Below are 22,551 nucleotides of genomic sequence, written 5' to 3' on the forward strand. Positions count from 1 at the left end.
GGCGATGCCGATCCGACGACATCTTGCCGGAATACCTGAAGATTGACCGCCCTTACGGGCCACCTCAAGAATCGTGGATAACTGACAAGGAGACTGAAGGTGACCGTTGGACTAGCGCGTCGATTTGGTGATCGCATGCTTATCGCTACGGACACAATGATCCACGATGAGACGACAGCAAAGCGCAACCTGATTCCTGGGAGAGTGAAGGCCATTGTCTTATGCGAAGATGTCTCGGTCGCTTATGCAGGGACGGTGGGACATGCGCTGCCCGCCATCCAGCACGCGGCCGCAGTTGCGCGTGACGGTCGTCGTATCGAAGACGTGATCAAGCCCTTGAGAAACGCAAGCGCTGAGAGTGCAGCCAGGGGTGAAGAATTTCGGACAGAGTTTCTCGTGGCCTCGCACCGCAGCAGAGTCGCTATGTTCAAGATTTGGAAAGACGGCCTGATCACTGAGAACGATGACCGTCTATGGATAGGACAGCCCGACGTTGTTACCGCAATCGAGAACATTGAGGCTGATACCCCCACAGCGCTCGCGCATAGCACCATCATCCCATTCATTAGCCCTGAAGAGCACCGGTTCGCTTGTACAATCAACAAAATTGCCACGCAGCCGGCACGCTTCCTAAGTAACCATGTGGGAGGCTTTATGATCACGGTTCTCGCGTCGCCGTTCGGGCACACCTACCAACATGTACTAGGGGCGACGATGCTCCAGGATATGGAATTCGGCAAAGCTAGAGGCGAAGAACAGCAGGCCGAACAACAAACCGGAATGAACTATTACACCTACCAAATCCTAGCGAATTTTTGGAGAGGTGCAGCAGTAGTTGCAGCGTATCTCGAGCAACCGAAACTTGGATTTCTATATCAGCCGCTCGAATGGAATGGCGTCGAGACGTTCAATGAAACGACTCCTGAAGAGCTCCTATGCCGTCTCCGAGAAGTAGCAACCTCGATGGGTGCCGTTGAACGGATCTAGGGGAGCCGTTGCGCCGGAGGAGGCGGATGCATCACGCAGCTGCCGAAACGCAATGGAGGCGTGCACAGCACTTGCATCCGTGAGTCGACGAAGGTGCCAAAGGTCCAAAGAAGGACCGGTGGTGCGGCCGAATGATGGAGATGAGCGATGCCGTGGACATCGAGAACGGTCATTGAGGCGAGGCAGGAGTTTGTCACCCTGGCCAGTTCGCCCCGCGCAAACATCCGGGCGCTTTGCCGCAAGTTCAACGTCAGCCCCAAGACGGCCTACAAGCTGCTCGCGCGTGTTCGTACAATGGGGCCTGCTGGGTATCAGGATCGTTCCCGGCGGCCTCGGCACAATCCTTCGAGAACGCCAGCAGAAATCGAGAACGAAGTATTTTCGGTCCGCGCAAGTCATCCGCTCTGGGGCGGCCGGCGGATCGCGGGCGAACTTCGCAGGCGCGGCAGAGCAAAAATCCCTGCGCCATCGACAATCACAACAATGCTCTCACGAAGAGGAGCGCTCAGCCCCGCGGACGCCATGGGGGCAATCACCAGCATCCCGGCCGACCCAGCCGGAGAGCTGCCCGCGTGCTGCAAGGTGAGGATGCCCCCTGCTGTCGGTGCATCCGATCTCCGCATCGTCATCGAGCATTTGCTGAGAGCACGGGTTCTCAACCGCAGGCGGGCCATGGTGCTGCTGACCCATTGGCTCGGCGTTCGGCAGAGCATGTTGTGTGGACTGATCGGGCTAAGTCCTATCACCTGGCGCCGTTGTCTTCGCGTCTACGCCGAAGGCGGTGTAGATAGCCTGTTCGCGCGGCGCCGAAGCCCCACGCGGAAATTCGATAGTGAAGAACTCAGGAACGCCCTGTTTGATACCCTGCACCGACCGCCGAGCGAGTTCGGGATCAACCGCACCACATGGAAGGTTGCTGATCTTGGGCGCGTCCTTGCGCAAAGAGGACAGGCGGCGAGCGAGGAGACGGTCCGCAAGATCATAAAGTCTTCAGGCTATAAGTGGCGCAAAGCCCGCATCGTGCTGACCTCGAACGACCCGGAATTCGCTCAGAAGGTCGACCGGATCAAGTCGATCTTGAGCAACCTTGCCCCTGACGAAGCATTCTTCTCGATCGACGAGTTCGGGCCATTTGCCGTCAAGCACCAGCCGGGGAGATCGCTTACGGCTCCCGGCGAACGGCCACTCGTGCAGCAATGGCAAAAGTCTCGGGGCACCGTCACGCTGACGGCCGCAATCGAGCTTTCGTCCAATCAAGTCACGCACTTCTACAGCGAGAAAAAGAATACGGCAGAAATGATTCGCATGATGAAGGTGCTCCTCGATAAATACCGGGATCGCAGCTGCATCTATCTCTCCTGGGATGCTGCCTCATGGCACGTCTCAAAGGAGCTGAACCAAACGGTCGAGCACCACAACAGCCGAATAGTCGGACCAACAGTCGTGATCGCACCTTTGCCCGCGCGGGCGCAATTCCTCAATGTCATCGAATCGGTCTTCAGCGGCATGGCTCGCGCCATCATTCACAACAGCAACTACCAGTCGCCCGACGAAGCAAAAGCGGCGATTGACCGGTATTTTGAAGAAAGGAATGAGCATTTCCGGGCGAATCCGCGCAGGGCCGGCAACAAGATCTGGGGCAAGGAGCGGGTACCCGCGGAATTCTCCCAGTCGAACAACTGCAAGGATCCACGGCTCGGTTGATGCTCACCGAACCGCACCACGCTCTCATCGAATGAGAAGTCCAGCCATCGCCCGACTTCGTTTCCTTTGGATTACGGTGACAGTGCACAAAATTGGCCTTGACCAGCGCTTCAGATAGCGCACCGGATTAGTGGAATGTCACCGAACGCGATGTTAGGCACGGTCGCGCTGGAGACGCTGCCGGCGGTGATGATCGTGGCGGGTAAGCTAGTTCGGCGAGCGATCATTGCGTGTCCTGTACCCGAACAACCGCGGCTCATAGGCACCTAATTCTTGATCCCCTCCGCACGAAGCAGGTCGTTGAAATTGAGGTGGACCACACCTTCCTTGTCACAAATGTCGGGTATTTTTTGTCGCTTGGCGCTATCCTGATCAACGTTCGTTTTCTTTTCACTGCTGACCACAGGAAGTCCAAGAGTCTTCGCCAGCGCAATGATCGTTAGATCGTTCAATCCGATCGTCCCCTTGCGATTGCCATTATACTCAGAGATGACGGCCGCGTGTCGGACCTTCATCTCCTCGTAGTGCGCCACGTACGTCTTCCAGTCCCAGTTCTCCTCCTCGATTTCCATCTGGAGCGCGGCTTCATTATCCTTGATGCACTCTCCAATGGGGCCAGGAAGGTGTTCGAGCTCCTCGTATATCTCGACTGTCACGGCAAACGTCCCGTCCGCGACCAACCCAGCAACCTTCGCCCAGATCGTCGGGTGGATGTCCTCTGGCATGAACTCCAGAGGGTTGCTCAACCCCGATGTATCGAGGCAATATTTCTTCATCAGGTTCTGAAATGATTTCGGATATCATCGAGATGGGCAAGATTTTTGATGCCCATGAATTCTGCCGCATTGTGGTTCGTGATCATTCCGTTCGACCACGCGTCAAGGACCAGTCCAGTGTAAAGGTCACCGCGCGAGGACCGGAATCTTGAACCATAGTATTCGGGGCGGCCGCCGCCCTTGAATTCCTTCTCTTGCTGAAGGAACTGAGGTCTCTTCACCCGCCAGTAAAAATCTTGATCGACGTAACCAAGCTCAACAAGGCGAACCAGTGCAGCGTGACGGCTCACACAGAAAGCGTTGGCCACACCAGAAATCTTTCCGTCGTCTATGCTTCTCTCTGGTCGGCTCGGCACTGGCTGGAGAATCCGAACGATTTCGGTCTTCGGCATTAGGAAAGCGCCCGCAAATCCATCACACCAATCTTCTACCTGTCGCGCACGAGTCTTGCTGGGCGCTGATCCTATCGGACCGCTGATCCCGCTCTCCTTAAGGACGACGTGTCCAAGCTCATGCGCAAGTGTGAAGGCCTGTGCGGTAGGAGCTTCCTTGCTAAAGACGAGCACGGGCAGCGGACTTGCAAAGAGGCACATGCCTCGTGCGCCGAAGGCCGCCAGACCGGAATTCTTCATAGTGATGATGCCTGCGCGTTCCAGGTAGTTCCGGAATGCGCTGATGAACTTCGCCTTATCGTTTCCCTTACGTGAGTACTGCTCGTCCATCGGTAGCTTCAGCGCTTCACGAGCGGCCGCCGCTGCTGCTTCGTGGTTTTTCCCGAGGCCCCAATAAAACGAGTCATCAAGGACGGGCGGTTTGATCCCGAGAATTTCGTAGAGATCGAGCGCATTGAGGCGCGTCTCTTCGGCTTCCGCCTGGATTAGAAGGAGTTCGTATTGCTCGTTCGGTGCCTCGGCGTCCGAATGCAGCCGAAAATCCGGAACCAATTCCAGTTCTTTTATCTTCGGCTGCTCCTTCGAAAGAAGCTCCATGAACGGCACGTCGTAGACGTTTGCCAACTTGCGGGCTTGCTTCACGGTCGGGACGTCTGCGCCACTCTCCCATCGCTGTATATGATCGGGCGTTACTCCGGCGCCTTTCGCAGCGCTATCCAGAGATAGCCGCACGCGCTTGCGCGCCCATTGAAGGACGTCGCGATTGAACGGCGCTCTTTCTTTCTTCTGCGCGATGGCCATTGCGCGTCACCTTAGCGCAAAACCTAAACTGAATAGTGTGTGATTCAACGGGTCACGCCATGGTTGAGGAGAAAAGGTCCGCACCCCATCGCATCGGCGGATGCGCGAGCACAGAGCGGCGCTTCTGCCCGCCTCAGCCGCTCGGTGGGTCAACTCTGCTAAGAAATTGATTTTATTGGTACAGTTGGGTGGGCTCGAACCACCGACCTCCTGTTCCACAGACAGGCGCTCTAACCAACTGAGCTACAACTGCATCCTTGCGAGCCGCCCGAGGGGCGCCCTTGCTAGGGCCGACAACCGAGGGGGCTGGACGGGGCGGAAACTAGGTGCAACGGCTCCGTTTGGCAAGGCCGCTGCCGGGCTAAAATCCGGCCAAAATCACCTTATTCCAGAACAAAACCCGGGCCTATCGGCCCGGGTTTCTTAACTTGATCGATCCGCCGGTCTGATCAGGCGGCGGGCTTGTAGAACTTCGCGGCACTCGCCTTGATCGGCTCGGCGGTCTCATTGGCGACGCGCTGGCTGATCTCGACCAGCTCCTTGGCCTGGGCCTGGAAGGTCTCGAGCTGGGTGCGGGCATGGCCGGTCCAGAGCGAGAACGCGTCCGATGGCGACTTGGCGGCGAGCAGCTCCTGGGCGAAGTCCAGCGAGGCCGTGGAGTTGGCCTTCATGAACTCGACCAGCTTGGCGGTGTATTCGCTCGCGCCCTTGCTGGCGCAGGTGAACACGGCCTCGACGGTGCCGTTGTGGGTCTCGGCCGCGTCCTTGAACTTGGCGTAGCTCTCGCGGGCCTGCGAAACGCCCTTCTCGGCGAACGCACGCATCTGCTCGGGGACCTCGAACGGAATGATCGAGGCAGAGAACGGATCAGTCGCACCTGTCATGGTTGTCCTCACGCTAATCTTGAAAAAATGGAGTGAGCCTTACGGCGCGCCCGCCGGCCAACCGGGGCCTTCAGTTGGCGGGTACGAAGACTGGATACGCGAAACAAACGAGGTGACTCGCCCAGCGCCCAGCATTGTCGCTGCCTAACATGTCAACATTGTGCAGCGCAATGCATCAGGCGGGTGCGTCGCGAAATTTAATCCCGGCGAGGGCGAGGTTCCTAAGGGAGGGAACCCGAGGTTGAGGTAGTGGGGTGCGGGGGAGCACGTGAAGACGGCAGGCTTTCTTACCCTCCCCGCGAGTCCTGCGGATGCAGCCGGGCTGCGCCTTGCGGGTTCGAGCGGATTGGGGACGGCAGCGGGTTTTTCTTACCCTCCCCTGGAGGGGGAGGGTCGGCTCGCAACGCGTAGCGATGCGAGACGGGGTGGGGTGACAGTCCCTCAACGGCGGCGGTGCCCGAGGGGAGAGATCACCCCACCCCGCTCGCGCTGCGCGCGATCGACCCTCCCCCTCCAGGGGAGGGTGGGCACCGCGCGCGCCGCGTGCAGCCTCGGCAGCGGCCTGATGGTCGCCGCGCCCCTGCGAATCCTGCGGATGCAGCGGGGCTGCGGCTTGCTTGGGTGGCATCATTAAGGTTATCGCGGCTTTCGGCCGCTCTCCGTCGACCGGGGCCGTGGACCTGCCCGCGCCCGCGGGCAATACTAACCCTTTCTTAAGGCTGTCATTCCGGCAGCCGCCCCACGAGACGCCGACGAGACGTGAAGCCGGTTGGATGAGTAGTTCGGATTTCCAGTTGCGAGGCGTGGGCGATCCGCGGCTGGCCGTGCATGCGACCTCGCAGCTCCCCACCTGGCTCTTCGCGGTCGACGGCACCCGCGTGCTGTGGGCCAATCCGGTCGGCGCAAGACTGTTCGGCGCGGCCCATGCCGCGGCGCTCGCAGAGAAGATCTTCGGCCCCGCCGACAGCCATCGCCGCCAGGTGGCCCGGCTCGCCCGCCAGCTGCCGGCAAACGGCGCCGTGCGGCTGGAGCGGCTGCGCGGCTTCGGCGCCCGGCTCGGCACCCTCATGACCTGCGCCTGCGCGCGGCTCGATTTTGCCGACGGCAAGAACGGCGTGCTCGTCACCGCGCTGGACCCGACCGGGCAAGCCATGCCGCTGGTCGAGCGGCTGCATCGCCTGGTCGAGGCCGCGAAGGTACCGATGGCGGCGTTCGCGCCGGACGGCCTTTTCGTCGGCGCCAGCGAGGCCGCCCGTTCCCTGCTCGGCTTCCGTGACCTCGGCGAGGCCGGCCTCGAACAGGCCCGCAGCGATGCGCTGGCCAAAGGCCGCGTCGAGACGCCGATCGGCATCGGCCAGATGGTGCTGCAACGGGTCGGCCTAGGGGCCGATGTCGGCCTGGTCGCGCTGATCGAGCCGGCCGCTGCGCAGACGGCGGCTGCGAGCGCGGATGCTGCGCCTGAAGCGGTGCAGGAGATTGTGCGCGAAGAAGCCGCGGTGCCGGATGATGTGCAGCCTGCACGGTCGGCCGAGGCTACCTCCGGCATCCCGCTGTTCGATGCCTTTGCCGAGCCGGCCGAGACGCCTGCCGCAAGCAAGCAGGCCGCGGAGATCGTGTCGATCCGGGACGCCGTCGCACCTGAGGAGCCTGCCGCGGAAACGACCATCGACCTCGCGCCAAAGACTCCGGTTGAAAACCCGCACGCAGCCATTGTGTCGCCGCAGGCCGTGCCCACCACTGGTGGCATGGTCGAGCCGCCGCCCGGTCCCGCAGAGCCGCCCGCACCGCGCCAGCATCCGCTGCGCTTCCTCTGGCAGATGGATGCGGACGGCCGCTTCGTGCTTGCGTCCAGCGACTTCATCCGCCTGATGGGCGCGCACACGGCGGCCGGCTTCGGCCGTCCCTGGCGCGAGATCGCCGACCAGTTTTCGCTCGATCCGGAGGGACGCGTCGCGCAGGCGCTCGAAAGCCACGACACCTGGGCCGGCATCACCGTGAACTGGCCGGCCGACGGCGGCGAGCATCTGCCGGTCGAGCTCGCCGGCCTGCCGGTCTACGACCGCGAGCGCAACTTTGCGGGCTTTCGGGGCTTTGGCGTCTGCCGCGATCTCGACGGTCTCAACCGGCTCGATGCGCTGCGCCGCTTCGAGCTGTTCGTCGAACCGCACGCGGCGCAAGGCCCGTCTGCCGACAGCGTCGAGCCCGAACCGGTGGCGGAGGCACCGCCTCCGCCGATCGAGCCGCCTGCACCTGAGCCTGAGCCAACACCTGAACCTGAACTGCCCGAAACCGTCAACGAAGCGAATTCACACCCAACCGATTTGGAAACGCCCGTGGAAACGCCTCCCAACGTCGTGCCGTTCCGCAGCCCCGGCGATACCCGATCGCCGACGCTGACGCCGGTCGAGAACAGCGCGTTCAACGAGCTCGCGCGGCAATTGTCCGAGCGGCTCGAACGCGAGCGCGAGAGCATCGCAGCAGACAGCACCGAGCCGCCGGCCGCCGAGGTCGCGCCCGAGCCGCTGCTGTCGGAGCCTGAGCCCGAACCTCTGCCGCCGCCCGCGCCGGCCGAATGGCTGACCGAGGCCGCACCGCCGGCGCGCGGCACCAGCCTGCGCGATCGCACGCTGCTCGACCTGTTGCCGACGGGCATTTTGATCTATCGCCTCGACCGCCTGCTCTACGCCAACCCGGCGTTCCTCGCGCGCATGGGCTATGCCAGCGTCAGCGCGCTGGAGCATGCCGGCGGGCTCGACGCGCTCTATGTCGAGCCGGGCGTGTCGTCCGCCAGCAGCACGTCGCAAGGCGGCACGCCGGTGACGATCAGCGCGACGCTTGCCAATGGCGAAGCGCCGCTGCCGACGACTGACGCGCATCTGCACACCATCGACTGGGACGGCGACAGCGCGCATGCGCTGATCTGCGCGCTGCCCAATCCTGTACTTGTTACGGCCGCGCCCGCGATTGCCGCACCACCTGACGTCGCCGAGCCCGTCGTCCCCGAGTCCTTTCCCTACGCGCCTGATCTGGAGCCCGCGGCCGGCGATGCCGACGCGGAAGATCTCGCCGCTATCCTCGATACCACGGCCGAGGGCATCGTCATGTTCGATGCCGAAGGCAACATCCACGCCTGCAACCGCAGCGCCGAGGCGCTGTTCGGCTATGACGGCGCGGCGCTGCTCGAGCGGAACCTGGTGACGCTGTTCGCGCCCGAGAGCCAGCAGGTCGTCGCCGACTATCTCGACAGCGTGAAGAGCCAGGACATCGCGAGCCTGCTCGACCACGGCCGCGAGGTGCTGGGACGCGAGAAGAAGGGCGGCGTGCTTCCGCTCGCGATGATCATGGGCCGCACGCGGCCCGATGGCCCGAACTTCTTCGCCGTGTTCCGCGATCTCTCCCAGAGCAAGAAGGGCGAGAGCGAGCTGACGCAGGCCCGCCGCCTCGTCGACGGTGCGGCGAATGCCAAGGCCGACATGCTGGCGCGCATCAGCCACGAGGTCCGCACCCCGCTCAACGCCATCATCGGCTTTGCCGAGGTGATGATCTCGGAGCGCTTCGGCACGCTCGGCAACGAGCGCTACGGCGAATACATGAAGGACATCCGCGCCTCCGGCGAGCGCGTCATCGCCATCATCGACGATCTGCTGGAGCTGTCGCGGATCGAGACCGGCAAGCTCGACCTCACCTTCGCCAACCTCAACCTCAACGATCTGGTCGAGGCCTGCGTCGTGGTGATGCAGCCGCAGGCCAACCGCGAGCGCATCATCATCCGCACTTCGCTCGCCCACGCGCTGCCGCAGGTGAGTGTGGACGCGCGCGCGATGCGGCAGATCACCATGAATTTGATCTCGAACTCGATCCGGCTGGCGAGCGCCGGCGGCCAGGTCATCGTCTCCACGGCGATGACCGACCGCGGCGAGATCGCGCTGCGCATCCGCGACACCGGCCATGGCCTCTCGGAGCGCGAGGTCGCCGCCGCGATGGAGCCGTTCCGCACCCCGCCGCCCGGGGATGCCGCGGACAATTCCGCGCTCAATTTGTCGCTGACGAAAGCGCTGGTCGAAGCTAACCGCGCCCAGTTCAACATCAAGAGTTCAGGCAATTCCGGCACGCTGATCGAAGTGGTGTTCGCGCCGGCGCTGGCGCGGGCGTAGCGACTGCGTAGCCCGGGTGAGCGAAGCGACACCCGGGAAGGTCCCGCATATCGCTTCGCTCATGCGGGCTACGCAGATGCGCCGACGATTTGCAGACCGCCCAAACAAAAAGGGCACGGCGCGCGCCGTGCCCTTTTGCATTCATCGTGCACGATCTCAGCTGTAGATCTCGAACAGGCCGGCGCCGCCCTGGCCGCCGCCGATGCACATCGTCACGACGCCCCACTTGGCCTTGCGCCGCGCGCCTTCCTGCAGCAGATGGCCGGTGAGACGGGCGCCGGTCATGCCGAAGGGATGGCCGATCGCGATCGAGCCGCCATTGACGTTGTACTTGGCGGGATCGATCTCGAGCTGGTCGCGGCAGTACAGGCACTGGCTGGCGAAGGCCTCGTTGAGCTCCCAGAGATCGATGTCGTCGATCTTGAGGCCGGTGCGCTTCAAGAGCTTCGGGATCGCGAACACCGGGCCGATGCCCATCTCGTCGGGCTCGCAGCCCGCGGTCGCCCAGGCGACGAAGCGGCCGAGCGGCTTCAGCCCGCGCTTCTCGGCGTCCTTGGCTTCCATCAGCACCACGGCGGCGGCGCCGTCGGAGAGCTGGCTGGCATTGCCGGCGGTGACGAACTTGCCGGGGCCCTTCACCGGCTCCAGCTTGGCAAGGCCCTCCATCGTGGTCTCGGGCCGGTTGCATTCGTCGCGGTCGACGACGTAGTCGACGATGCTCTCCGCCTTGGTCTGCTTGTCCACGACCTTCATCTTGGTCTTCATCGGGACGATCTCGTCCTTGAACTTGTTCGCCTGCTGGGCCGCGGCCATGCGGCGCTGCGATTCCAGCGAGAACTCGTCCTGGTATTCGCGGCTGAGCTTGTAGCGCTCGGCGACGATGTCGGCGGTGTCGATCATCGCCATGAAGATATCGGGCGCAACCTTGAGCAGCTCAGGATCGACCCATTCCTTCGGCGAGCCGCCGCCGGGAATCGAGATGCTCTCGACGCCGCCGGCGACGATGCAGTCGGCGCCGTCCGAGCGGATCGAGTTGGCGGCCATCGCGATGGTCTGCAGGCCCGAGGAGCAGAAGCGGTTCACGGACACGCCGGCCGTGGTCTTCGGCAGGCCCGCGAGCAGCGCGGCCTGGCGACCGATGTTCGGGGCGCCATGGGCGCAATTGCCGAGATAGCAGTCCTCGACATAGTCCTTGTCGACGCCGGCGCGATCGACCGCGTGATGGATGGCGTGCGCTGCGAGCGACATCGGCGGCGTGATGTTGAACCCGCCGCGGCCGGATTTCGCCAGGCCCGTGCGCGCATAGGAAACGATGACGGCTTCACGCATTGTTTTCTCCCTTGTCGAACGATTTTGAACGGAGCGTAGTTACGAGGCGTCCTGGACGCCATTGGTACACAAAGATTGGAGGGTGCGGGGAAAATAAAAACGCCGCCTCCGGCGATGGAGACGGCGTTGTTCCGCGTGTCGGAATATATGGTATGATGCTCGTCATTCTGGGGCTCGCGAAGCGAGAACCCGGAATGACAACGTCATCTCAGAACGTCAGCGCCTTGGCCTGCTTGACCTGCGGCAGGGCCTGCACCTTGGCGAGCACGTCCGCCGGCACCACGCCGTCGACCTCGACCAGCGCAATGGCATCGCTGCCGGGCGCGACGCGGCCGAGATGGAAGGTGGCGATGTTGATCTTGGCATCGCCGAGCAGGCTCGCGAACTTGCCGATGAAGCCCGGCTTGTCCTCGTTGGTGATGTAGATCATCGACTTGCCGAACTCGGCGTCGACGCGGATGCCCTTGACGTCGACGAGGCGCGGCTTGCCGTCGTGATAGACGGTACCGGAGACCGAGCGCTCCTGGCGTTCGGTCGCGACGGTGACGGTGATCAGGCTCTCATAGTCGCTCTGGGCGGCGCGCACGATCTCGTCGACGACCATGCCGCGCTCCTTGGCGACGACCGGCGCGGAGACGACGTTGACCTCGCCCAGCATCGGCCGCAGCAGGCCGGACAGCACCGCGGAGGTGATCGCCTTGATCTTCATCTCGGCGACGTGGCCCTCATAGGTGATCTCGACCTTGAGGATGCCGCTCTCGGTGAGCTGGCCGGCGAACGAGCCGAGCTTCTCGGCGAGCGCGATGAACGGCTTCAGCTTCGGCGCTTCTTCCGCCGTGATCGAGGGGAAGTTGACCGCGTTCGAGATCGCGCCGGTCAAGAGGTAATCCGACATCTGCTCGGCGACCTGGAGCGCGACGTTCTCCTGCGCTTCCGTGGTGGAGGCGCCGAGATGCGGGGTGCAGATCACGTTGGGATGGCCGAACAGCACGTTGGAGGTCGCGGGCTCCTCGACGAAGACGTCGAAGGCGGCGCCGGCGATGTGCTTGGAATTGAGCGCCTCGACCACGGCCTGCTCGTCGACGAGACCGCCGCGGGCGCAGTTGATCAGGCGCACGCCCTTCTTCATCTTGGCGATCGCGGCCGCGTCGATGATGTTCCTGGTCTTCTCGGTCAGCGGCGTGTGCAGCGTGATGAAGTCGGCGCGCTTGAGCAGGTCATCGAGATCGACCTTCTCGACGCCGATGTCCTTGGCGCGCTCGGGCGACAGGAACGGATCGAACGCGACCACCTTCATGCGCAGGCCGAGCGCGCGGTCGGCGACGATCGAGCCGATATTGCCGCAGCCGACCACGCCGAGCACCTTGCCGGTGATCTCGACGCCCATGAAGCGGTTCTTCTCCCACTTGCCGGCCTGGGTCGAGGCATCGGCCTGCGGGATCTCGCGGGCGAGCGCCAGCATGAGCGTAATCGCATGCTCGGCGGTCGTGATCGAATTGCCGAACGGCGTGTTCATCACGATGATGCCCTTGGCGGTGGCGGCCGGGATCTCGACATTGTCGACGCCGATGCCCGCGCGGCCGATCACCTTCAGCTTGGCCGCCTTCTCCAGGATCTTGGCGGTCGCCTTGGTCGCTGAGCGGATCGCAAGGCCGTCATAATTGCCGATGATCTCGGCGAGCTTGTCCTTGTCCTTGCCGAGGTTGGGCTGGAAGTCGACCTCGACACCGCGGTCCTTGAAGATCTGTACGGCGGCGGGAGACAGTGCGTCGGAAATGAGAACTTTGGGTTTGGTCATGGGATTGATCCGTGGTGCGTGCTGCATTTACGGAATGTCATCCGCGGGCTTAAGCGCGAAGCGCGTCTTAGCGCCAGAGCCCCGCGGACCCATCTCTCTTGATCGATGGATGGCCGGGTCAAGCCCGGCCATGACGAGAATGAGTTGGAGCGAACTACGCGGCCTTCGCCAGCGTGGCCTTGGTCTCGGCGAAGGCCCAGTCGATCCACTGCGTCAGCAGCTCGACGTCCTTCGCTTCCACCGTGGCGCCGCACCAGATGCGCAGGCCCGCCGGCGCGTCGCGATAGTACGCGAAGTCGTAGCCGGCGCCTTCCTTCTCGACCAGCGCGACCAGCTTCTTGCTGAACTCCGCCTGCGCGTCGTCCGAGAGCGAGGTGATCGCGGGATCGGTGAACTTCAGGCACACCGAGGTGTTGGAGCGGATCGAGGCGTCCTTGGCCAGGAAGTCGATCCAGGGCGTCTTCGCCTTCCAGTCGGCAAGCACCTTGGTGTTGGCGTCGGCGCGCGCGATCAGCGCCTTGAGGCCGCCGATCGACTTGGCCCAGTTCAGCGCATCGAGATAGTCCTCGACGCAGAGCATCGACGGCGTGTTGATGGTCTCGCCGACGAAGATGCCTTCGTTGAGCTTGCCGCCCTTGGTCATGCGGAAGATCTTCGGCAGCGGCCAGGCCGGCTTGTAGGTCTCAAGCCGCTCCACCGCGCGGGGCGACAGGATCAGCATGCCGTGCGCGGCTTCGCCGCCGAGCGCCTTCTGCCAGGAGAAGGTGACGACGTCGAGCTTGGCCCAGTCGAGCGGCTGCGCAAACGCGGCGGAGGTCGCGTCGCAGATGGTCAGGCCTTCGCGGGTCGCGCTGATCCAGTCGGCGTTCGGCACGCGCACGCCCGAGGTGGTGCCGTTCCAGGTGAAGACGACGTCGCTCTTGGGATCGACCTTGGAGAGGTCGGGAATCTCACCGTAAGCCGCGTTGAGCTTGGTGACGTCCTTGAGCTTCAATTCCTTGACGATGTCGCTGACCCAGCCCTCGCCGAAGGATTCCCAGGCAAGCGTGGTGACGGGCCGTGCACCGAGCAGCGACCACAGCGCCATCTCGACCGCGCCGGTATCGGAGGCCGGCACGATGCCGATGCGATAATCGGCCGGGACTTCAAGCACTTCGCGCGTCAGATCGATCGCGAGCTTGAGCTTGGTCTTGCCGACCTTCGCACGATGCGAGCGGCCGAGCGCTGCGTCCTTGAGATTTTGGGCGTTCCAGCCGGGGCGCTTGGCGCAGGGGCCGGAGGAAAAATGCGGCACGGTCGGCCGCGAAGCGGGCTTCGCTACAGTCATGATCTACCCTTCCAGATAGTAAGCCTCCCGTTGGGGGGAGGTGTCCCGCCGCGGCTGATACGGGAATCGGGAAGAGACGTCAAGGAAGTTCAGGCGTCTCACGCTGGAGTGAAGGCGCTTCGGGTGCAATATCGGGGGATTCCACCTGGGCGAGCGCGTTCAGCAAGTCCGTGGCGTCGCTGATCAATTGCGCCGCGCGGCGGCGGCTGCTCACTTTCAAAATGCATTTGTCGTTGGCCTGCACAACGTAGTCGTTGCCGACCTTGATCATGGAATAGCTTGTCATCGAAATCCCCGAACCGACCGAGCCCGGTGTCTGACGCTGCCTAGCACCGTTCGTTCCCGCGTCCACGTGAACGACGGACGGGTAGTTTATCAGCTCTTAAGATGAACGAACGCGCGCTCCGATTTCGCTGATCGCGCAAGGCTTGCGGCCAGAGCCCCATTCCGACACAACCGGAACGGGACTCTGGATTTTTGTATTGACGCGTTTTCTTTTCGCGAACCGGCATCCACTTCGCTCGAAAACGCTCCTGTTGCCTCAAAAGCGGACAGTCATGCCGACATGACTCGCTGTGAATCCCAGCCGCTTGTAGAAGCGTTGTGCATCGACGCGCGTCTGATGCGTCAGCAGTTCGACCAGATTGCAGCCGCGCGCCTTTGCTTCCGTCCCGGCCCATTGCACCAATCGCTCGCCGATGCCGCGGCTGCGACAATCAGTGGCAACGCGCACGTCCTCCAGCAGACCGCGGATGCCGCCTTGCGAGCTGATGCCTGAGAGAACAGCGAGTTGCAGGCAGCCGACCACCCTGCCCTCGCTCTCGGCAACCACGAGCGTCAGATTTGGATCGCGCTCGACCCGCTCGAACGCCGCGTAGTAGGACGCAGGCAGCGGATCCTCCACACGCTCGCGAGCGCGTCCGAGATGATCGTCGGCGAGCATCGCCACGATCGCCGGAACGTCCTCGCGGCGCGCGGGACGGATCGAGACGGACTTATCGTTCATACGGGAAACTCCAAAAACTCGGCGCCAAGGCTGAGCGTAAAGGCTCAGCGTAAAGACTCAGCGCGCCGGCGGCAGGCCGAGAAAAGCCTCGGCCTCGCCGATCCAGCGGCGGATAGCCGCATAGCGACCGAGATCGAAACCGCCTTCATGCGCGACACGCGTATAGGCGAGCAGCGAGACGTCGGCGAGCGAGACAGCATCGCCGGCGAAGTAGCCGCTGGTGGCGAGATGCTGCTCCATGCGGTCGAGCGCCGCATAGCCGCGCTTGACCTTTTCAGGATCGAGCTCGGAGGCGTCCTTGCCGAGATAGACGATCTGGAAGCGGCACACTGCAACATAGGGCTCGTGGCTGTACTGCTCCCAGAACAGCCATTCGTCCATCTTGGCCGCAGCGAAGGCATCGCGCGGAATGAGCGCGCTGTCGCGGGCGAGATAGCGGATGATGGCGTTAGACTGCGCCAGCGTGCGGCCGTCGTCGAATTCGACGGTCGGCACCTGGCCGGCGCCGTTCATCTTGAGAAATTGCGGCGTGCGCGTCTCGCCCTTGCGTGTGTCGATCTCGACCCACTGATAGGGCACCGCGAGCTTGTCGCAGACCCACTTCACCTTGAGACAATTGCCCGAATTGCTGTCGCCGTAGACCTTCATCACTGCTACCCCGCTGTCGGAGCGACAGAGCATCAGGACGACGCGAGGCTGTCAACAGGAAGCGGCCCGCTCAGAACTTGTAGCCGAGGCCGAGGCGCGCGTTGTTCAGCGTCACCTGCGTGTTCATGACGGGAGAGAATCTCACATATTCGTATTCGATACGCGCGAACAGGCCGTCCCAGATGCAGTATTCGAGACCGAGACCGGCAGTCCAGCCCACCGCAAACGTATTGGTTCTGTGCTGCGACTGGCTCTGCGATTGTGCCGGAACGGGGTTGGTCGTGCCGATGACCGTAATGACGTTGCCGAAGGCGTCCGTGACGGTCGAGTCCTGCCGCAATGTCACGTTGCTCGTCACCGTGCGGGACACATCCATGCGACCGACGGCCGCGCCGGCGAACATGTAGGGCATGAAGCCGCCGCCGTCCCAGCCCACGCGCCCGCGCAACGTGATCATGTCCTTGACCTGCGCCGCAGCGGTACCGGTCAGTGTCACACCATAGTTGTTGGTGACGCCGGGGGGCCGCGTTTCGCCGGCCGGGTTGACGATCATGAGCGAGTTCGAGCCCGACGTCGACGTCGCGAGATTGTTGAAGTAGCTGTAGGTGCCCTCGAGGCTGAGGATGGCATCATACCATTGCCAGTTGCGGCCGATGAAGCCGCCGAAATTGACGCCTTGCGTGTTGGTCTTGTTCATCAGCGACCACGTCGAGGTCGGTTGCTGAAGAACGCTGTCGCGGAAGATATAGTTGGTCAGGCCGACCACGCTCTGGCTGAAATCGGTGGCGTCGCTGGTATAGCCGGCGCTGCCGCCGACATAGAAGCCGTCCCAGTTGTGGGACGTCTTCGACAGCCCGTCGGTGAAGCCGCCGCGCAGGACCGGCAGATCCGGCATATCGGCCGCGTGCGCGGCAGACACCGTCCCCAACATCGCCGCTGCCACCAAAAGCCTACGCATCGCAACGCTCCAAATCGGACTCGAACTTTCGCCGATGATCATGGCTCGTTAACCTTAACCAATGGTTGCGTCCGGCGATTTCGCCGCACTCAGGCCATGAAAAATCCGCAAAGCAAAACGGCGCGGGATGATCCCGCGCCGTTAAGAGACGTTAAGCGATGGGCTCCGAGGATCAGCCCTTGGTGACGAGCGGCGGCGGCACGTAGGCCGGCGGGCTGTTGAGATCCCAGCGCACGCCGAGCTTCAGGTCGTGCGAGGTGAGCTCCTTGATCTTGATCGAGGTCGGGCCGGAGGCACTGTTGTCGAACAGGCGGTAGTTGCCGGGCGCGGCATCGCCGAGGTTCATGTAGCTGTAGGCCAGTTCGACCGTGAACCCGGGATTGACCTTGTAGGCGAGACCGGCGTGCGCGGCCCAGGCGAAGTTCCACTTTCCGTTGTCGGCGAAGTAAGCGACGCTGTTGGACAGTGCGCCACCGCTGAATGAAACGCCGTCGTCGCGGAAGCCGCTGATCTTGTTGTAGGAGCCGCCGACACCGGCACCGATGAACGGGGTGATGCACCACCAGGTGCCGAGGTCAACGTAGGCGTTGGCCATCACGACCCACTCGGACTTGCTGCCGGTGTAGTTGTTGACGCCGACGAAGCCGGGTCCGAAGACGTTGTCGCTGCCGTGCAGATTGGCCTTGCCACGGTACTGGCCGATCACGTCGGCGCGGAACCAGTTGTTGAAGCGATAGCCGACGCCGAGATCAAACAGCGGGGACGAGTCGAAGCCGAGACCTTCCGTCGACTTCGTATAGCCGGCCGGCAGGGAGGCATCGATGCTCTTGGCGCGCTGGTTGGTCATGCCGACGTCGCCGCGCAGATACCAGCCGCCGAAGTCGGCGGGCGGAGCCGGCGGGGCGTACATGGGAGGGGGCGCGGCGATCGGCATATCGGCGGCAAACGCCATCGACGAGATCAGGGTTGCCGCACCCGCGGCAAGGAGAGACTTAACGCTACGCATTGGGCTTCGTCCTTATGGCCGGTGAGGCAAAATGCAGACGCCCCACGTTCTGGAAACTCACGACCCGGACGATGGCAGCAAATGTTTAAGCGCCACTTAACCCTAATTTTTAAGGTTGATTTTTTCTCACTACACACGCGGATGCGGCGCGAGCGTTGCAAAAATGCAGCGCCGGCTGGCCGCAATTGCTAACGATGTATGAAGCCGCAATGCAGCGAAGAAAGATTTGTTAACGCGCGTGCTGCGGCAGCTTGGGCAGGAATACCGCGAGCAGCCCGATCGCCGGCAGATAGGCGCAGACCTGGTAGACGAACTCGATCGAAGTGTGGTCGGCGAGCTTGCCGAGCACGGCGGCGCCGAGGCCGCCGATGCCGAAGGCGACGCCGAAGAACACGCCGGAGATCATGCCGAAGCGGTGCGGCACCAGCTCCTGCGCGAACACGATGATCGACGACGTCGTCGAGGAGATGATCAGGCCGATGATCACTGACAGCACCGCGCTGGCATAGAGCCCGGCATAGGGCAGCGCCAGCGTGAACGGCAGCGCGCCCAGGATCGAGATCCAGATCACGATCTTGCGGCCGAAGCGATCGCCCAAGGGGCCGCCGAAGAACGCGCCGACCGCATTCGCGGCGAGGAAGATGAAGAGATAGATCTGGGCTGCCTGCGTCGACACGCCGAACCGGTCGATCAGGTAGAAGATGTAATAGCTCGACAGGCTCGAGACGTAGAGCTGTTTTGAGAACAGCAGCGCCACCAGCACGAGGAGTGCAACGGCAACGCGGCGCGAGCTCGGCCCGCCGGGCTGGGTGTGGACGGCCGCCGCCTTCTTCGTCGTGATCTGCGGCGCGTACCAGCGCCCGATGCGCCAGAGGATGAGAATCGCGAGGAACGCGATCGAGGAGAACCAGGCGATGCTGCCCTGCCCGAACGGCACCACGATCAGCGCGGCCAGCACCGGCCCCATCGACGTGCCGAAGCTGCCGCCGAGCTGGAACACCGATTGCGCAAAACCGTAGCGCCCGCCGGAGGCGAGCCGCGCGATACGCGCGGATTCCGGATGAAACACCGCCGAGCCGAGGCCGACCAGCGCGGCGGCGACGAGAATGACGAGATATTGATGCGCGGCGCTGAGCAGCAGCAGGCCGAAGAAGGTCGAGGCCATGCCGATCGACAGCGAATAGGGCTGCGCCTTCTTGTCGGTGTAGTGCCCGACCACCGGCTGCAGCAGCGAGGCCGTGAACTGGAAGGCCAGCGTGATCATGCCGATCTGCGCGAAGTCGAGCGCGTAGGTGTCCTTCAGGATCGGATACACCGAGGCAATCAGCGACTGCATCGTGTCGTTGAGGAAGTGCGAGAAGCTGATGCCGGCCAGCACGACATAGGCCGGCCCCGCGGCCGTCGCCGCGGATTTTGCAGCGGCGGGCGCCACGTCGGCGACGACAACGGGCTCGGTCAGCGTTTCCTCTGAGACGACGACAGGCTTGTTCAATGCAGCGATCCCGGCAGGCGCGGCGAACCGCCGCATCCGCTCATTACGATGCAACGCGCGGTGGAACCACCGTCAATCGCAAATGGCTGGGATGCGCGGGTCTTACCCTCTCCGCGAGTCCGATATCGTAGGGTGGGCAAAGGCGCCCTTGCGCCGTGCCCACCATCTTTCCGATACGGCGCCAGACGCGTGGGCACGCTCCGCTTTGCCCACCCTACGATACTGCCCGAGTGGAGAGATCAACCCACTCGCGTTTGAAACGCCTTAAGCCGCGGCCTGCCCGAGCGCGGAGACGATGGTATCGACGACGTCCTCGACCAGATGGCGGTCCTCACCTTCGCCCATGACGCGGATCACCGGCTCGGTGCCGGAGGAGCGGATCAGCAGGCGGCCGTGGCCGTTGAGGCGCTTCTCGCCGTCGGAGATCGCCGACTTGACCTCGGAATCGTCGAGCGGCTTGCCGCCCTTGTGGCGGACGTTCTTGAGGATCTGCGGCAGCGGATCGAAGCGATGGCACACCTCGGAGACCGGACGGCGCAGCTTCTGCACCACGGCCAGCACCTGCAGGGCCGCAACGAAACCGTCGCCGGTGGTGGCGTAGTCGGACAGGATGATGTGGCCCGACTGCTCGCCGCCGAGATTGTAGCCGCCGCTCAGCATCTGCTCGAGCACGTAGCGGTCGCCGACCGGCGTGCGCACGAGATCGAGCCCCTGCCCCTTGAGGAAGCGCTCGAGGCCGAGATTGGACATCACGGTGGCGACGATGCCGGGACGCGAGAGGCGTCCGTCTTCCTTCCAGCTTTGCGCGATCACCGCGAGCAGCTGGTCGCCGTCGACGACATGACCGCGCTCGTCGACCAGGATGACGCGATCGGCATCGCCGTCCAGCGCGATGCCGATATCGGCGCGCATCTCGCGCACCTTCTTCGACAGCGCTTCCGGCGAGGTCGAGCCGCAATCCTTGTTGATGTTGAAGCCGTCGGGCTCGACACCGATCGGCACCACGTCGGCACCCAGCTCCCACAGCGCTTCCGGCACCACCTTGTAGGCGGCACCGTTGGCGCAGTCGATCACGACGCGCAGACCCTCGAGCGAGAGGTCGCGCGGCAGCGTGCGCTTGGCGAATTCGATGTAGCGGTCATGCACGCCGTCGATACGGCGGGCGCGGCCGAGGCTCGCGCTCTGTGCAAGGCGCTTGTCGATGGGCTCGTCGAGCAGCTGCTCGATCTGCCGCTCAACGTCGTCGGAGAGCTTGAAGCCCTGCGGCCCGAACAGCTTGATGCCGTTGTCCTCGAACAGATTGTGCGAGGCCGAGATCATCACGCCGAGATCGGCGCGCATCGACTTGGTCAGCATCGCGACCGCCGGCGTCGGCATCGGGCCGACCAGCAGCACGTCCATGCCGACCGAGGTGAAGCCCGCGACCATCGCGTATTCGATCATGTAGCCGGACAAGCGGGTGTCCTTGCCGATCACGACCCGGTGGCGGTGGTCACCGCGCTGAAATGCGAGGCCCGCGGCCTGGCCGACCTTGAGCGCGAGCTCCGGCGTGATCAGTCCGTTGGCGCGGCCCCTAATCCCGTCCGTCCCGAAATATTTGCGGCTCATATCGTCCCCCAAGCAACAACCAGGGACTCCCCTCTACAACCACGGGCTGCCCAAACAGGCCCCGCATCCCTGATTTGCTGAGGGCCTTATAATGCCATCGCGGCTAACTTGGCTTCAAAAAATATGATGAATCATTACGGAACCAGGCTCGCCGCCGCTCCGGTAACACATTGTTAACATTATAGTTCCGGCGTGACCAGCGGAAATCAGGCGGAACTCGCCCTAGCCCGAGCGCTTCACATGGCCGTCGTCGCGGCTCGGCGCCGGCTGGGTGACGTTGACGGGATCGGAGCCCGGAAAGGTCTCTTCGAGTCCCTCTTCCAGCGCGTCCTCGAGGTCCTGCTTCTCCTTGATCTCTTCCGGCGAAGGTTTCGCGTGCGGCCTCGTCATGGCGCCCTCCTCTCAAACGATTTGGCTGTGCATCCAACCATGCTAGATGACCCCTCGATCTTCCGACACAAGACTCTTGGTTAAAAGACGGGCCGGGGAAACGTTCATGAAGCACATCACCTGTATCGACGATCTTCGCGCGCTGCATAAGCGCCGCGTGCCGAAGGCCTTCTTCGACTATTGCGACCGCGGCTCCTATGCCGAGGAAACGCTGCGCGCCAACCGCGAGGACATGCAGGCGATCAAGTTCCGCCAGCGCATCCTGGTCGACGTCTCCAAGCGCGACACCTCGACCATGATCCTCGGCGAGCCCTCGACCATGCCGCTGATCCTCGCGCCCGTCGGCCTGCTCGGCATGCAGCATGGCGACGGCGAGATTTACGCCTGCCGCGCCGCACAGGCCGCCGGTATCCCGTTCACGCAGTCGACCATGTCGATCTGCTCGATCGAGGATATCGCTGCCAATGTCGAGAAGCCGTTCTGGTTCCAGCTCTACGTGATGAAGGACCGCGGCTTCATCAAGGACCTGATCCAGCGCGCCATCGCCGCCAAGTGCAGCGCACTCGTGCTGACCGTCGACCTGCAGGTGATCGGCCAGCGCCACGCCGACATCAAGAACGGCATGACGGTGCCGCCCGAATGGTCGCTGTCGAAGCTGCTGGATTTCGCCAGCAAGCCGGCCTGGGTCTCGGGCGTGCTGCAGGGCAAGCGCCGCACCTTCGGCAACATCGCCGGCCACGTGAAGAACACCGAGGATCTCAACCGCCTCGCCGAGTGGACGGCCTCGCAGTTCGACACGTCCTTGAACTGGAAGGACGTCGAGTGGGTCCGCAGCATCTGGCCGGGCAAGCTCATCATCAAGGGCATCCTGGACGTCGAGGACGCCGAGGAAGCCGCCAAGACCGGCGCGCAGGCGCTCGTCGTCTCCAACCATGGCGGCCGTCAGCTCGACGGCGCGCCGTCCTCGATCGAGGTGCTGCCGGAGATCGCGGACGCGGTCGGCGACAAGATGGAGATCATGTTCGACGGCGGCATCCGCTCCGGCCAGGACGTGATGCGCGCGCTCGCGCTCGGCGCAAAGTCCTGCATGATCGGCCGCGCCTATGCGTATGGGCTGGGTGCCGGTGGCCAGGCCGGCGTCGCCAAGGCGATCGAGATCATCCAGAAGGAGCTGCTCACCACCATGGGCCTGTGCGGCGTCAACCGGATCGAGGAGATCGACGATCACGTGATTGCGATGTGACGGCAGCGGCAGTGCCGTAGGGTGGGTTAGCTCAGCGGCTGCGCGATG

18 protein-coding genes and 1 tRNA gene are annotated in these 22,551 nt (G+C 63.4%); 4 read left to right on the forward strand and 15 right to left on the reverse strand.

Annotated features, from left to right (window positions below):
* The first annotated feature begins 99 nt into the window (after positions 1–99).
* On the forward strand, positions 100–987 hold the full coding sequence (locus JQ603_RS19225) for a hypothetical protein (RefSeq protein WP_212341730.1): 888 nt from the start codon (positions 100–102) through the stop codon (positions 985–987).
* A gap of 147 nt (positions 988–1,134) precedes the next feature.
* Positions 1,135–2,691 (forward strand): IS630 family transposase, encoded by a 1,557-nt coding sequence (locus tag JQ603_RS19230; RefSeq protein ID WP_212341731.1) that lies wholly within the window; start codon positions 1,135–1,137, stop codon positions 2,689–2,691.
* A 266-nt stretch (positions 2,692–2,957) separates the two neighbouring features.
* Here JQ603_RS19230 and JQ603_RS19235 read toward each other — a convergent pair whose 3' ends face one another.
* The 4 genes from JQ603_RS19235 to JQ603_RS19250 form a co-directional block, all read right to left on the reverse strand.
* The gene (locus JQ603_RS19235; RefSeq protein WP_283817451.1) at positions 2,958–3,467 is read right to left on the reverse strand and encodes a DUF4411 family protein; all 510 of its coding nucleotides are present in this window, start codon (positions 3,465–3,467) and stop codon (positions 2,958–2,960) included.
* Positions 3,467–4,660 (reverse strand): helix-turn-helix domain-containing protein, encoded by a 1,194-nt coding sequence (locus JQ603_RS19240; RefSeq protein ID WP_212341733.1) that lies wholly within the window; start codon positions 4,658–4,660, stop codon positions 3,467–3,469. The genes JQ603_RS19235 and JQ603_RS19240 overlap by 1 nt, the downstream gene beginning before the upstream one ends.
* 176 nt (positions 4,661–4,836) lie before the next feature.
* Positions 4,837–4,913: transfer RNA gene (locus JQ603_RS19245), tRNA-His, on the reverse strand.
* Positions 4,914–5,109: 196 nt separating this feature from the next.
* Positions 5,110–5,544, reverse strand: a complete 435-nt coding sequence (locus JQ603_RS19250; protein ID WP_212341734.1) for a phasin — start codon at positions 5,542–5,544, stop codon at positions 5,110–5,112.
* A gap of 773 nt (positions 5,545–6,317) precedes the next feature.
* Between JQ603_RS19250 and JQ603_RS19255 the strand changes: the two genes are divergently transcribed.
* Complete coding sequence (locus tag JQ603_RS19255) at positions 6,318–9,698, forward strand: PAS domain-containing protein (protein WP_212341736.1); 3,381 nt, start codon at positions 6,318–6,320, stop codon at positions 9,696–9,698.
* 156 nt (positions 9,699–9,854) lie between these two features.
* Here the strand turns inward: JQ603_RS19255 and JQ603_RS19260 are convergent, their stop codons facing one another.
* The 11 genes from JQ603_RS19260 to JQ603_RS19310 all read right to left on the reverse strand — a co-directional run bounded on the left by JQ603_RS19260 (position 9,855) and on the right by JQ603_RS19310 (position 21,260).
* Positions 9,855–11,027, reverse strand: a complete 1,173-nt coding sequence (locus tag JQ603_RS19260) for a thiolase family protein (protein WP_212341737.1) — start codon at positions 11,025–11,027, stop codon at positions 9,855–9,857.
* A 208-nt stretch (positions 11,028–11,235) separates the two neighbouring features.
* Positions 11,236–12,825 carry a phosphoglycerate dehydrogenase gene (serA, locus tag JQ603_RS19265; protein WP_212341739.1) on the reverse strand — a complete coding sequence of 530 codons (1,590 nt, stop codon included), beginning with the start codon at positions 12,823–12,825 and terminating at the stop codon, positions 11,236–11,238.
* 154 nt (positions 12,826–12,979) lie between these two features.
* The gene (locus JQ603_RS19270; RefSeq protein WP_130365361.1) at positions 12,980–14,152 is read right to left on the reverse strand and encodes a phosphoserine transaminase; all 1,173 of its coding nucleotides are present in this window, start codon (positions 14,150–14,152) and stop codon (positions 12,980–12,982) included.
* Positions 14,153–14,231: 79 nt separating this feature from the next.
* On the reverse strand, positions 14,232–14,438 hold the full coding sequence (locus JQ603_RS19275) for a hypothetical protein (RefSeq protein WP_212341740.1): 207 nt from the start codon (positions 14,436–14,438) through the stop codon (positions 14,232–14,234).
* A 255-nt stretch (positions 14,439–14,693) separates the two neighbouring features.
* Positions 14,694–15,158: a GNAT family N-acetyltransferase gene (locus tag JQ603_RS19280; protein ID WP_212341741.1), complete on the reverse strand. Its 465-nt coding sequence runs from the start codon at positions 15,156–15,158 to the stop codon at positions 14,694–14,696.
* A gap of 57 nt (positions 15,159–15,215) precedes the next feature.
* Positions 15,216–15,806: a glutathione S-transferase family protein gene (locus tag JQ603_RS19285; protein ID WP_212341742.1), complete on the reverse strand. Its 591-nt coding sequence runs from the start codon at positions 15,804–15,806 to the stop codon at positions 15,216–15,218.
* Positions 15,807–15,876: 70 nt separating this feature from the next.
* Positions 15,877–16,764 carry an outer membrane protein gene (locus JQ603_RS19290; RefSeq protein WP_212341743.1) on the reverse strand — a complete coding sequence of 296 codons (888 nt, stop codon included), beginning with the start codon at positions 16,762–16,764 and terminating at the stop codon, positions 15,877–15,879.
* A gap of 172 nt (positions 16,765–16,936) precedes the next feature.
* The gene (locus tag JQ603_RS19295) at positions 16,937–17,770 is read right to left on the reverse strand and encodes an outer membrane protein (protein WP_212341744.1); all 834 of its coding nucleotides are present in this window, start codon (positions 17,768–17,770) and stop codon (positions 16,937–16,939) included.
* 229 nt (positions 17,771–17,999) lie between these two features.
* The gene (locus JQ603_RS19300; RefSeq protein ID WP_245003726.1) at positions 18,000–19,262 is read right to left on the reverse strand and encodes an MFS transporter; all 1,263 of its coding nucleotides are present in this window, start codon (positions 19,260–19,262) and stop codon (positions 18,000–18,002) included.
* A gap of 264 nt (positions 19,263–19,526) precedes the next feature.
* A complete protein-coding gene (gene glmM, locus JQ603_RS19305; protein ID WP_212341745.1) occupies positions 19,527–20,870 on the reverse strand; it encodes a phosphoglucosamine mutase in 1,344 nt (447 codons plus the stop codon).
* Between the two features lie 222 nt (positions 20,871–21,092).
* Complete coding sequence (locus tag JQ603_RS19310; RefSeq protein ID WP_212341746.1) at positions 21,093–21,260, reverse strand: hypothetical protein; 168 nt, start codon at positions 21,258–21,260, stop codon at positions 21,093–21,095.
* Between the two features lie 106 nt (positions 21,261–21,366).
* Here JQ603_RS19310 and JQ603_RS19315 point away from each other — a divergent pair, with 106 nt between their 5' ends.
* Complete coding sequence (locus JQ603_RS19315) at positions 21,367–22,503, forward strand: alpha-hydroxy acid oxidase (RefSeq protein WP_212341747.1); 1,137 nt, start codon at positions 21,367–21,369, stop codon at positions 22,501–22,503.
* Positions 22,504–22,551 lie beyond the last annotated feature (48 nt).

This window comes from Bradyrhizobium liaoningense (assembly GCF_018130825.1).
In the GTDB taxonomy this organism is placed as follows: domain Bacteria; phylum Pseudomonadota; class Alphaproteobacteria; order Rhizobiales; family Xanthobacteraceae; genus Bradyrhizobium; species Bradyrhizobium liaoningense_B.

Coding starts and splice junctions, on each gene's coding strand:
- JQ603_RS19240 (WP_212341733.1), bottom strand. CDS start 4,660: ATGGCCATCGCGCAGAAGAAAGAAAGAGCGCCGTTCAATCGCGACGTC.
- JQ603_RS19290 (WP_212341743.1), bottom strand. CDS start 16,764: ATGCGTAGGCTTTTGGTGGCAGCGGCGATGTTGGGGACGGTGTCTGCC.
- JQ603_RS19235 (WP_283817451.1), bottom strand. CDS start 3,467: ATGAAGAAATATTGCCTCGATACATCGGGGTTGAGCAACCCTCTGGAG.
- JQ603_RS19310 (WP_212341746.1), bottom strand. CDS start 21,260: ATGACGAGGCCGCACGCGAAACCTTCGCCGGAAGAGATCAAGGAGAAG.
- JQ603_RS19285 (WP_212341742.1), bottom strand. CDS start 15,806: ATGAAGGTCTACGGCGACAGCAATTCGGGCAATTGTCTCAAGGTGAAG.
- JQ603_RS19230 (WP_212341731.1), top strand. CDS start 1,135: ATGCCGTGGACATCGAGAACGGTCATTGAGGCGAGGCAGGAGTTTGTC.
- JQ603_RS19250 (WP_212341734.1), bottom strand. CDS start 5,544: ATGACAGGTGCGACTGATCCGTTCTCTGCCTCGATCATTCCGTTCGAG.
- JQ603_RS19315 (WP_212341747.1), top strand. CDS start 21,367: ATGAAGCACATCACCTGTATCGACGATCTTCGCGCGCTGCATAAGCGC.
- JQ603_RS19295 (WP_212341744.1), bottom strand. CDS start 17,770: ATGCGTAGCGTTAAGTCTCTCCTTGCCGCGGGTGCGGCAACCCTGATC.
- JQ603_RS19270 (WP_130365361.1), bottom strand. CDS start 14,152: ATGACTGTAGCGAAGCCCGCTTCGCGGCCGACCGTGCCGCATTTTTCC.
- JQ603_RS19280 (WP_212341741.1), bottom strand. CDS start 15,158: ATGAACGATAAGTCCGTCTCGATCCGTCCCGCGCGCCGCGAGGACGTT.
- JQ603_RS19275 (WP_212341740.1), bottom strand. CDS start 14,438: ATGACAAGCTATTCCATGATCAAGGTCGGCAACGACTACGTTGTGCAG.
- JQ603_RS19255 (WP_212341736.1), top strand. CDS start 6,318: ATGAGTAGTTCGGATTTCCAGTTGCGAGGCGTGGGCGATCCGCGGCTG.
- glmM (WP_212341745.1), bottom strand. CDS start 20,870: ATGAGCCGCAAATATTTCGGGACGGACGGGATTAGGGGCCGCGCCAAC.
- serA (WP_212341739.1), bottom strand. CDS start 12,825: ATGACCAAACCCAAAGTTCTCATTTCCGACGCACTGTCTCCCGCCGCC.
- JQ603_RS19260 (WP_212341737.1), bottom strand. CDS start 11,027: ATGCGTGAAGCCGTCATCGTTTCCTATGCGCGCACGGGCCTGGCGAAA.